Origin of the sequence: Rufibacter sp. LB8 (genome assembly GCF_014876185.1) — a bacterium.
Classification (GTDB): Bacteria; Bacteroidota; Bacteroidia; order Cytophagales; family Hymenobacteraceae; genus Nibribacter.
Genome location: NZ_JADALJ010000001.1, coordinates 4,277,704 through 4,289,383, shown reverse-complemented (window position 1 = coordinate 4,289,383; position 11,680 = coordinate 4,277,704). Strand labels below are relative to the sequence as shown.

Below are 11,680 nucleotides of genomic sequence, written 5' to 3'. Positions count from 1 at the left end.
GAATTCTTAATTCGCCATTCTTAATTCTCCTCTCCGTACCTTTGCAGACTGTTTGCTTCGCTGGCAGAAACAAGAGCGGCGGCAGACGTGTTTAGTTTTAAAACATACCCAAGAACTTGACGAAATTACCTGATTACCATATTCATACCTTGTCTAACGGCATACGCGTGCTCCACAAACAGGTGCCCCACACCAAAATTGCGCACTGCGGTTTTATGATGGACATAGGCTCCCGCGACGAGCTGCCCCACGAGCAGGGCCTGGCCCACTTCTGGGAACACATGGCCTTCAAAGGCACTGAAAAACGCAAATCGTTCCATATCTTGAACCGGCTGGAGAGCGTGGGCGGCGAACTGAACGCCTACACTACCAAAGAGAAAATCAGCTTTTATGCCTCGGTGCTGGAGAACCACTTTGAGAAGGCCTTTGAACTCCTCTCTGACATCACTTTCAACTCCACGTTTCCTACCAAGGAAATAGAGAAGGAGCGCGGCGTGATTCTGGAGGAGATGGCCATGTACCTAGACACGCCCGAGGACGCCATCATAGATGAGTTTGACGCGGTGGTCTTCAAAAACCACCCGCTGGGCTACAACATTCTGGGCACCCGTGAAAGCGTGGGCGGTTTCACCCGTGAGGACTTCCAGGCGTTCATTTCCCGCAACCTGAGCACCGACAAGCTGGTGTTCTGCTCGGTGAGCAACTGGCCCGTGGAAAAAGTCATGAAACTGGCCGAGAAGTACCTGGGGCATCTGTCCGCCAAAAACCAACCGCGTCAACGCCTCACTTTTGACACGTACACGCCCCAGACGCTGGTGGTGGAGAAGGCCATACAGCAGGCGCATTGCGTGATTGGCTGCCCTGCCTATGCTTTGTCTGATCCGCGTCGGCTTACGTTTTTCATGCTGGTGAACATTCTGGGCGGGCCCGGCATGAACTCCCGACTCAACCTGGCCGTGCGCGAGAAACACGGCCTGGTCTACACCATTGACGCCAACTACGCTACTTATATAGACACGGGCCTGTTCGGGATTTACTTTGGCACCGAGAAGAAGCAACTCAAGCGCACCATTGGCCTGGTCTTGAAAGAACTGAAACTGCTGCGCGACAAACCCATGGGCTCTGTGCAGCTGCATACCGCCAAAGAACAGCTCATGGGCCAACTGGCCATGGCCGAAGAAAGCAACATGGGCTTTATGATGATGATGGGCAAAAGCATTCTGGACCTGGGCTACGTGGAAAGCCTGAACGACATTTTCGCGCAGATACGGGCCGTGCAGGCCAATGATTTGCTGGAGATGGCCAACAACTCCCTCAGGGAAGAAAATCTGAGCTTCCTGCAGTACATTCCACAATAGCAGAATAACGCACTTTTTTATTCCACAGAAAAGGGCTACCCATTGGTAGCCCTTTTCTGTGGAATAAACTCTCCCTTTCTTTTCTAACATTTAAAGGCACAATAAATAGCTAACTTATATATACACAAAGCAGATATTAATAGCCTCAAATCCCTTAATATTATTAGCAACAACCAACCTTATCCCTGTTTTTATTAACAAGCCTAAAAGCCTACTTATTATGTATATACATTTCATTTAAAGCACCTTAAAATCTTTTTTTAATAAAATTTAATTATGAAATACCTTAAACAGACACACCATTTACATATTTTATCAGGAATCACTGCTAAGAACCAGTTAAACAACGATAACTATTTCAAAAATAATTAAATATTACAAAATCAACTCACATTATCTGCCAGTTTATCAATCTAACCTTACAACCTTTAATTAAAACTAACTTTTTATATACAACAACTTCTTTTTAGAATACAAAACCATTTTCAAATAAGGCAATTTTTATATTATTAAATAAATTTATTTTAATTAAGCTGCTCTACTCCGTTGCTTATCATAATAAATCTCTCTAAAATAGTACACTTAATAAACACCAACCCCCAAAAAACAATTTATGAAAAACACTTTTACTCTTAAACTAGTTGCCCTTGCGCTATTAGTAGGATTCTCTTCTTGTTCTGAAAACCAAGAGGAGGCGATTGAGAAGGCTGAAGTTTCAAAAGAAAAACTGCAGCAAATTTATGAAATGGGCTTCGGTACCGCAGATGTGAAGGCTGTTGATGGCGGCTATTTAGTGGAGGGAGATATTTTCCTAACCGATGAACAATTAAACGAAACAAAAGACCCTAAATTCCTTAGAATTGGTGAAACGGAGCAGTACCGCACCACCAATTTAGTGAACGTGGGAACCAGCCGCACCATTAGCGTGGCTATCTCTACCTCCCTGCCCACTTCTTATGTAACGGCCCTGGATGAAGCCATTAGAAGATACAATGCAGAGAACCTTCGCATTAAATTCAGGAGAGTCTCATCTGGCTATAACATCTTGCTTTCTAAAGCCCCGGCCGGCTCTTCTTACCTGGCTTCGGCTGGTTTCCCTACGTCTGGCAATCCCTTTAACAGCGTGCGGGTGAACTCAGATTATTTAGGTAGCAACCCCGGAACCAATTACTTAGCTACCATTCTGGCGCATGAGCTTGGTCACTGCATTGGTTTCCGTCACACAGATTACATGAACCGTGCCTACAGCTGCGGCGGTGCTTACACCAATGAAGGAGCCAGCACCGTGGGCGCCGTACACATCCCGGGCACTCCTACCACGGCTGACGCCACTTCCTGGATGCTGGCCTGCGTGGGAACCGGCCAAAACCGTCCGTTCAACTCCAATGACCGTACTGCGCTTAATTACTTATATTAATCTATAAGCCAGTCACAGGCATTAGGTGAGTAAGGTTATTATTCGCTTAATTCCCTCTCTTTAAATAGGCAATAGAATACGCATGCAAGGTTCCCATCAAGAGCATTGCCTGGTATTTTATTGCCTGTTTTTCCCTGAAATTATCTGAAAATAATTACGCTATAAACTGCAACCTATTTTCATAATTTACTTATACGCTTTTACTCTTTCCTTTCTTTCGATTAAAAAAAATAGCTGATAAGTGAAGCGAAACAATCGTCTTTAATTTACCTACAAAGGCTCGTTTACTTCATTAAATTTTTACGCTTACGCTCAACAAACTTACCCTTCAAACAAAACAATTTTCCTCACCCAACTAACACTTTAACAAAAATTATTATGAAGTTTAATTACTCCCTTAAATTGGCTGCCGCAGCCTTAGTTCTTGGATTCTCTTCTTGTACTGTTGACGAAGAGCAGGTAGAAAAAGTGTCTGTTTCAAAAGACACGCTTTCTAAAATCTATGACATGGGTTTTGGGACAAATGATGTGCAGGTGGTAGATGGCGGTTACCTGGTAGAAGGCGATATCTTTTTGTCTGAGGAGCAGTTAAATACCAAGCATGACCACAAATTACTTCGCGTTGGTGAAACCGAACAATACCGCACCACCAACCTGGTAAATGCAGGCACTGGCCGCAACATTACGTTGTCAATTGACCCCTCATTGCCCGCTACGTATGTCACTGCGCTTGACGCGGCCATTGCCCGGTACAATGCCCAGGGCTTGTTGATTACCATGACCCGTGTGGCGTCTGGCGGTCAGATTTATTTGCAGGCGGCTCCTAAATCTGCGCAGTACTTGGCATCGGCTGGATTCCCGGTAAACGGCAACCCGCACAACAACATCAAAATTGCTACGCGCCACATTGGCACCAATCCTAACCAAGCCTGGTTCACCACCATCTTAGCGCACGAGATTGGCCATTGTATTGGTTTCCGTCACACAGATTACATGAACCGTGCCTACAGCTGCGGCGGTTCTTACACCAACGAAGGTGCCAGCACCGTGGGCGCTGTACACATCCCGGGCACTCCTACCACGGCTGACGCCACTTCCTGGATGCTGGCCTGCATTGGTTCTGGCCAAAACCGTCCGTTCAACGCCAACGACGTAACTGCTCTGAATTACCTGTACTAAGCAGCACCGTCCATTTCATCAAAAAGGCCTCCAGGTATACTGGAGGCTTTTTTGCTTTTCAGTCTATACATACGGTTTTAACCCTGCCAGCCATAGACCGAAACTCAGGTTGCTGTTGTTCAATCAACTGGCTTCGCGCAGCTCCACCTATCATCAAGTTTAGGATGCACGAGTTGCTAAAAGGGAAGTTTAAGGAAAGAAAAGCGCACAACTCCGGAAGCATTCTTTCGCCTTGCTTACAGGAGAATTACTTTGGTTTGCGTGACAATTCCGGCAGAGGACAAGACTTTGATAAAATACGGTCCTGGCCGTAAGCCCAATGTTTCAATGATCTTTATGGAGCCGTCCTGGGTGTATTCGCGTGTAAGTCGGCCCATGGAATCATACAGGTAAATGGTGTTGGTGGCATCATCTTGGGAAATGATGTTCAGATCTGAGCCGGCCATGGCTGGGTTAGGATGCACTTGAATATAGGTAGCCGGTGTGTAGAAAAGTCCTTCTGTTGGGCTATAAAACGTTTCCCCGCTGGCTGTGGTCATTTTTACGCGATACTCGTTCCAGCCCGGCGCTGGATTTGCATCTTGTAGCAGATAATTGAGTTGCTGACTGCTAATGGCCAATGGCTGAATGGAGGTAAAAACGCCGTTCAGCTTTTTTTCTAGAGAAAGAGCTAGCAACCCTGCGGTGGTGCTCAGTTGCAAATCAAGCAACACGGTGTCTGTCACAAACTGCTTGGGGAGGAACTGCACAATATAACACCCCACCCCTTGCTGCGTGTACTGCAGGGTGAGGCTACGCTGACCTAATTGGCCTTTCACAACCGGTGCCACGGCATAATGCACGCTGGGGTTCTGACTTTTCTGGAGTACCATCAACGTGTCTGCCGTCTGTACCAATGGCTCTAAGTACCTGTTGCCCAACGTGTACACCTGATACGCTTCTGCTCCTGGGGCTTTCGACCAGAACAACATGAACGCGTCACCGCACTGGTACCCTACTTTCAAGGCCAGCGCCGGGCTGAGCACAAAAGCCCCGGTCTCATAGGTTTCACTGGCTATCACCAGGCGCAACACTGCTACGGCCGTGGTATCTGGGAGCGTAATGTCTGCCGCCTCGTTGGCCAGGTCTATATTGTCTTTCAGGAGTTGCCACGTAGCGCCAGGGCTGTTCCATTTAAACTCAAGTCGGCCGCGGGCACCCGTTTTCACCGGGAACTCCCAGCGCACTCTGGTCTTCTGCCCTGCTTCTACTGTGCTCCCCAGGGCAGGGTACACCCAGGAGAAAGCAGGCTCTACTTCATACACCACGCTAAAACTTTGGCTACCTGTTACGGCATAACCCATCACCTGTATTTCATAGTCGCCGGCGGTTGGGTTGGCGAGCGTCACTTGTTCCACATTATTCAGGTGGTCCCGTTTACGGCGGGCAGGCGCCAGCAAAGAATCTTTATGGGCAAACGTACTTAAGCCCCAAGGCAACCAGACTTCTCCAGAACCCAGAGATATAAGCGTCAGATCCAGGTCATTGACCAACGCCTTGGGGGCCGTGGGGTTTCCTTCCGGGTCTTGCCACACCAAGGTAACTTTCACTCTGGCTGCCCCGGCGGGAACGGTGAACCTGATTTTTTGAGTAGCACCTTGCGTGACTGCGCCTTCGGCATACCGCTTTTGCAAAATGGCCTCTACTGCGCCCAAAGCATCAGCATTCCCGAAACCGGCGGCATAGTCCACCTCCGACCTTCCTTTGTCATCAGCGGCATTGATCAGGGCGGCCTTGACCAAAGCTGAGGAAGGAAGCGCTCCCTTATTCTCTTTTTGGTACACCTCCTGCACCACCAAAGCAATTCCACTGACCACAGCGGCCGCCTCTGAGGTACCGGCTTCGCCGAAGGCTACTAATTCTGGTTTTATACGCCCGTCATAAGCGGGTCCGCGGGAACTGAGCAGACTAACCTGGCCCGACGTGTCAATGGCCCCCACGCTCAGCGTATTTTTAGAAACCTTGAACTGCCCCGTGAGGTTGGCGAAACCAGTAATGCCGGCATACGGCCCGGTGACAGGCGTTTGGTGCCCCGCGTTACCCGACGAAAACACATGCAACAGCGCGGGAATGTCAAGGGCTTGCCGGTCATAGGCTTGGCTCTCTAGCCCGTAATAATTTTCAATGCCTACCCCATATGAGTGGTTCTGCACAGAGACTTGCTGGGTTTTGAGAAGGGCGGTATTGTCGGGTAACAAGTTGTCAAAGTTGGCGGCGGTGACGGTGCTTTGCCAGGCGGCCCCTTTGCTGGACGGGGCTGAGTTGCCGCCGCCGGCAATAAGGGTGGCCATGCTGGTGGCGTGCGGCTGCGGCCCAGACCCAAACGCTGGCGCGGGAAGCACCCTTTTCTTGAAATCAATATCTGTAGAATCAAAAGGCTGTTCTTTCACAGACACTACTAGTCCAGCTCCGCCCAGAGCGGGATATTTGGTTTGCAGGGCCTCTATCCTGTTCACCCTGAAATCTGCGTTCTGCAGATAGGCTTCTTCGTTGGCTTTTCTAGGGCCAACATCTAGAAACGTCACCCAGGGGCATTCTTCCAGCAGCTGCAGGTGTTTTGAATTTGGTCGTTGGGCGGCAAACACCAATGAATCTGGGGAAGGAAGAAGCCGCAAATCTGGCAAGGCAGCGTTGGCCCACACCAGAAACGCCTGACGGTTTTTTACCTGAATCCGGATTTGCGCAGGCGATTCAAAAGCAGCGCTTGGCCTGAGTACAGGCGCCCGTTTGTTTTCTGTTTTGCCGGGGGAAATGTGTTGCCCTACCGCTACCAGTGAGAGGAAAACCAAGCCAATCGCCCCTAAAAACCCTCTACACATCTTGCTGGTAATGTTCTGCCCCATCTGGTGATTCGCTCCGCTGCTTAACAAGATAATTTACCGGTTATTCTCCAGGAAAACAACAGCTTGCGACAGACTACCATCAAAATTTCCAAATTAAATATAGCGGCGATCTATACGATTTTAAGCTTTGGTTAGAACGGCTGGCAAAAGGCAGACAGCCTTTTAAAAAAAGGAACGGCCGCTGTTGAGGGCGGCCGTTATGGTGGTTTCTGTTTTTGGGCTCATTTCTGGAAATGAAGCCGAAAACGCTATAAATCTTCTTCGTCTTCGCCTGGCTCTTCCGCATCTGGTGCATCGTCGTCTGCATCTTCTTCTGAGGAAGCCAGGAAGGAGCCGCGCTGGGGTTCTTCGCCAATGACGTCCAGCATTTTGGCGATTTCGGTGGCTTTTTCGGGGTCGTTCAATTTCTCATAGGAGAGGGCCAGGTTCCTGAGGGCACGGCGCACAATGTCAATGGGCTCGCAGGGTTCGTAGAAAATATCTACCGGGTTCAGGTTTAATTGCAAGATGTAGTTGTCAATGTCGGCGCGGGTGAGAATGAGGCCCCGGTTGTAGACATTGATGTAAAACTGCGGGGCCAGCTCGCTTTTAAACGTTAGGATGAACAGGTTGGGCAGGTTCACACCGTACACGGGCAAGCCCAGTTTCTGCGCCAGCACCATGTAAATCACGCACAGGGTGAGCGGGTTTCCGCGCTTGCTCTCCAGTACCTGGTTGATCATGGAGTTGCCCGGCGCATGGAAGTTCTTAGTGTTGGCAGAGAAATGGTGCAGCTTGAACAGCACATGGTTCAGGGCTTTCACCTGGTCATAGGGGTGCATCTCGGGCCGAACGTTCACCCAGGCCTCATAGTACAGCTCGGCAATGGTCTGCTTGATCTGTTCCAGCGTCACGTCGGGGTACTGGTAGGTGCTCAGGAGCCACATGCCGTGCAGCAGGTCCTGGGCGCCTTCGTCTTTCCACTCCTGCAGGCGGCGCAGCAGGGCGCTGAACTGCAGGTCATGGATGAGGTCTTCCAGTTTTTTCTGATGCTCGGGGTCCAGGCTCTCTTCCCAGGCCTCCTCCAGAAACGGGGTGATGGTATCGCCTAAGTCAACAATTCTAGCGTGCACGTGCGCCACCACATCCGGGTCTTCGTCGTCCAACAGGGAGATCAGCGCCTTTAATTCTTTGTTCGTCAAGGGAAGATTTTAATTAAGAATTTAAAATTAAGAATTAGGAATTGATTCTGCCTTGAAAACGCACAACATTCTCTACTCTCTTTCTTGAAAACGAAAAGAAAGGCAAAAGCGTTTTGGTGCTCATTTCTGAAATGGAGGCCGAAAACGGGATTTCCATCCCCTCGGCCCTGCTGAGCTTGTCGAAGGATCTAACGAAGATACCTTCTTAACTTCTTCGTAGCTGTTATTGTGCATGCCATTTGCTTTCCTTTCAAAGTTCAGTTTGATGCTGAGTTCTACAAGTCGGCCTTTTCCATAGCTGGGCTCCGAGCGCTCACGGCCGCGAGGCCTCGCCTTCCCCTCTCGCGCTGTACCAGCTTCCTGGCACCTTCGGCACCCGCCTGCCGGCGACGGAACCTGCTTAGGCGCTCGATGGAAAGGCTGGAAATGGTGACCACCCCCAGCCCCTCCTAAAACAGGAGGGGAGCTTTTGTTTAAGTTGCGTTTTCGGGCTCTGAATTGGAAATGGAAGCGAAACTGGAATTCGGTATCAGGTTGTAGAGACCAGGCACTGCCTTGTCTCTACGGTGGAGGAACCGACAGAAGGTTACTCAAAAGACGCTCGTAGTGTGCGCAACTCCTACGAGCGTCTTCGCCAAAAAACCTTCCTGTTTGGAGGCACCCTTCGGAAGACTCCAAACAGTGAAACTTTTACCAGCCTAAAAATGCAAAACCCGTTTTCGGGCCCATTTTCAGAAATGAGCCCGAAAACGGGTTTTGCAGAGGCTGACGAATTTCTAATTCATCGCCTTCAATTCTTAATTCCTAATTCCCAATTCTTAATTAGGTCTGTATCACGCCCACGTTGAAGGGTTTGGTGATGGGCACGTTGTTGGCGGCTTCAATGCCCATGGAAATAACTTTTCTAGTTTCCAGCGGATCAATGATGCCGTCTACCCAAAGCCGGGCCGCCGCATAATAGGGGCTCAATTGCTCATTGTAACGGGCTGTGATTTTGTCCAGGAGTTCTTTCTCGGCTTCGGGGGTGATGACTTCGCCTTTGGCTTTGAGCGAGGCCACCTGAATCTGCAGCAAGGTTTTGGCCGCCGAGGCACCAGACATAACCGCCAATTGCGCGGTGGGCCAGGCATAGATCAGGCGGGGGTCATAGGCTTTGCCGCAGAGCGCATAATTGCCCGCTCCGTAGCTGTTGCCAATCAAAATGGTAAACTTGGGTACTACAGAATTACTCATGGCGTTCACCAGCTTGGCGCCGTCTTTGATAATGCCGCCGTGTTCGGCTTTGCTGCCTACCATGAACCCAGATACGTCTTGCAAAAACACCAAGGGAATTTTCTTTTGGTTGCAGTTCATGATGAAGCGCGCGGCTTTGTCTGCGGAGTCTGAATAGATCACGCCGCCCATCTGCATTTCGCCTTTCTTGCTTTTCACAATCTTGCGTTGGTTGGCCACAATGCCCACGGCCCAACCGTCAATGCGCGCCAGGCCGCAGATCAGGCTCTGACCGTACAAATCTTTGTAAGGCTCAAATTCCGAATTATCTACCAGCCGATGAATGATGTCCATCATATCATAGGGCTTCACGCGGTCCTGGGGCAGAATTCCGTAGATTTCTTTGGGGTCTAGTTTGGGCTGCGCCGATGATATGCGGCTGAAACCGGCTTTGGGCGTATCACCCATTTTATCAAAGATGTTCCGGATGTGGTCCAGGCATTCCTGGTCAGTCTCAAATTTATAATCGGTGACGCCGGAAATCTCTGAATGGGTGGACGCGCCGCCCAGGGTTTCATTGTCAATGGTTTCGCCGATGGCGGCTTTCACCAGGTAAGAACCGGCCAAGAAGATGGAACCGGTGCCTTCCACAATCATGGCTTCGTCGCTCATGATGGGCAGATACGCGCCACCAGCCACGCAGGAACCCATGATGGCCGAAATCTGCACGATGCCCTCAGAACTCATAATGGCGTTGTTCCGGAACATGCGCCCGAAGTGCTCTTTGTCGGGGAAAATCTCGTCTTGCATGGGAAGAAACACGCCGGCGCTGTCTACCAGATAGATTACCGGCAGTCGGTTTTCCATAGCAATTTCCTGGGCCCGCAGGTTTTTCTTGGCCGTGATGGGGAACCAGGCGCCCGCTTTCACGGTGGCGTCATTGGCGACAATCATGCACTGCCGGCCTTTCACGTAGCCAATGCCCGCCACCACGCCGCCACCCGGGCAACCACCGTACTCAAGGTACATGCCCTCGCCGGCGAAGGCGGCTATCTCCAGAAACTCAGAACCCTCATCTACTAAATATTGAATGCGCTCACGGGCGGTGAGTTTGCCTTTCTCGTGCTGCTTGGCAATGGCTTTCTCGCCGCCGCCCAGCGCCACTTTGGCCAATTTCGACTTTAACTGGAATGAGAGTTGTTTGAGCGCGTCTTCGTTCTTGTTGAATTCAATATCCATAGTTCTGCTGATGCGTGAGGTTTTGCGTGTAAGCCCTAGGCAGGCTGTACAAATATAGAAATTTTCTGGAAAAGCTAACACCTGTTAGGCACTAGTTTACAGGCATACGGCTACAACAAAAAAGCGTTTTCGGGCTCATTTCTGAAAATGAGCCCGAAAACGCTTTCTCCCTATTATTAAATTTGATTACTTCTTCTCTTGCACCGTGCCGGCCTTTTCAACGGTGCCCGCATTTTTCACTTTATCTGCTTCTTTCACGTTGCTGGCTTTGTCAACCTTGGTGCCGCCGCCAATCTGCAGCAATGAGAAATGCACGTAGCGCTTAGGGTTGGCCTTCAGGTCTTTCAGCAAGGCATCAAGACTTTCACTGCTGGCGTTGAGGTTGCGGTACAAGGAGTCATCGCTCATGAGTTTCCCCAAACTGCCGTTGTTCTCATTGAGCCTGCGCATGGTGAGCTGGGCCTGCGCCACGGTGCTGTCCAGGCCTCTGATGGCGCTGTTCATGGCGGCTACATCCAAGGTGTCAGACAGCGTGTTCAGATTGGTTGCCAGACGGCTGAACTTGGCCTCGGTTTGTCTTAGAGACGCGGTAAGGCCCGCCAGGTTGCTGGTGATCTGGTTGATGTTGCCCTGGTTGGCCATGGCAATGGTTCTAAGCGCTTCGGAGGTTGCCTCGGCGTTTAATAAAATGGCCTGAATGCTGCGTTTGGCGTCTTTGTCCAGGAACGAGTTAAGCCGGATCAAGGTGGAGTCCACGGTTTCCAGCACGGGCATGGCGCGCTTGGTGAACACTTCGGTGATGCTCTCGCGGGTGAACGGAATCAGGTATTCGCCGCCTTTGAAGCGTTTGGTGTTGCGGCCCATGTACAGTTCAATGGACTTGCCGCCCAGCAGGTCCTGGCTTACCAGCATGGCCACGGTGGAGTCCCCAATGTCAATATCTTTCTCAATGTCAAGGGCTACCAGAATCTTGTTGCCTTTTTCAGCCTGCAGGTTCATTTCCTTCACCAGGCCTACCCTAAAGCCGTTGACCACCACCGGGCTGGACACGGCCAAGCCCTGCACACTTTCATAATTCACGTAAAACGTACGGGTAGAGGAAAAGACGTTGGTTCCTTTAAGGAATAGAAAGCCCACGTAGAGCGCTGCAACGGCCACAATACCTAGCAACGCCACCTTGAGTTCTTTGGAAAATTTCACAGTTTGGGAGTA

At 50.2% G+C, this 11,680-nt stretch carries 7 protein-coding genes; 3 read left to right on the top strand and 4 right to left on the bottom strand.

Going from position 1 to position 11,680, the window contains the following annotated elements:
• Nucleotides 1-116: 116 nt before the first annotated feature.
• From IMY23_RS17935 to IMY23_RS17925, 3 genes are all read left to right on the top strand, one after another.
• Nucleotides 117-1,358, top strand: a complete 1,242-nt coding sequence (locus tag IMY23_RS17935) for a pitrilysin family protein (RefSeq protein WP_225986547.1) — start codon at nucleotides 117-119, stop codon at nucleotides 1,356-1,358.
• Between the two features lie 613 nt (nucleotides 1,359-1,971).
• Nucleotides 1,972-2,775 carry a M57 family metalloprotease gene (locus IMY23_RS17930; RefSeq protein WP_192823393.1) on the top strand — a complete coding sequence of 268 codons (804 nt, stop codon included), beginning with the start codon at nucleotides 1,972-1,974 and terminating at the stop codon, nucleotides 2,773-2,775.
• A 378-nt stretch (nucleotides 2,776-3,153) separates the two neighbouring features.
• The gene (locus IMY23_RS17925; protein ID WP_192823392.1) at nucleotides 3,154-3,954 is read left to right on the top strand and encodes a M57 family metalloprotease; all 801 of its coding nucleotides are present in this window, start codon (nucleotides 3,154-3,156) and stop codon (nucleotides 3,952-3,954) included.
• A 236-nt stretch (nucleotides 3,955-4,190) separates the two neighbouring features.
• On the opposite strand, the gene IMY23_RS17920 is transcribed toward IMY23_RS17925, so the two are convergent.
• The 4 genes from IMY23_RS17920 to IMY23_RS17905 all read right to left on the bottom strand — a co-directional run bounded on the left by IMY23_RS17920 (nucleotide 4,191) and on the right by IMY23_RS17905 (nucleotide 11,668).
• A complete protein-coding gene (locus tag IMY23_RS17920) occupies nucleotides 4,191-6,836 on the bottom strand; it encodes a S8 family serine peptidase (RefSeq protein WP_192823391.1) in 2,646 nt (881 codons plus the stop codon).
• A gap of 248 nt (nucleotides 6,837-7,084) precedes the next feature.
• Entirely contained in the window at nucleotides 7,085-8,017 is a 933-nt protein-coding gene (locus IMY23_RS17915; protein ID WP_192823390.1) for a transglutaminase-like domain-containing protein, read from the bottom strand.
• A gap of 822 nt (nucleotides 8,018-8,839) precedes the next feature.
• The gene (locus IMY23_RS17910) at nucleotides 8,840-10,468 is read right to left on the bottom strand and encodes an acyl-CoA carboxylase subunit beta (protein WP_192823389.1); all 1,629 of its coding nucleotides are present in this window, start codon (nucleotides 10,466-10,468) and stop codon (nucleotides 8,840-8,842) included.
• A gap of 186 nt (nucleotides 10,469-10,654) precedes the next feature.
• Nucleotides 10,655-11,668 (bottom strand): MlaD family protein, encoded by a 1,014-nt coding sequence (locus IMY23_RS17905; protein WP_192823388.1) that lies wholly within the window; start codon nucleotides 11,666-11,668, stop codon nucleotides 10,655-10,657.
• Nucleotides 11,669-11,680: the final 12 nt, after the last annotated feature.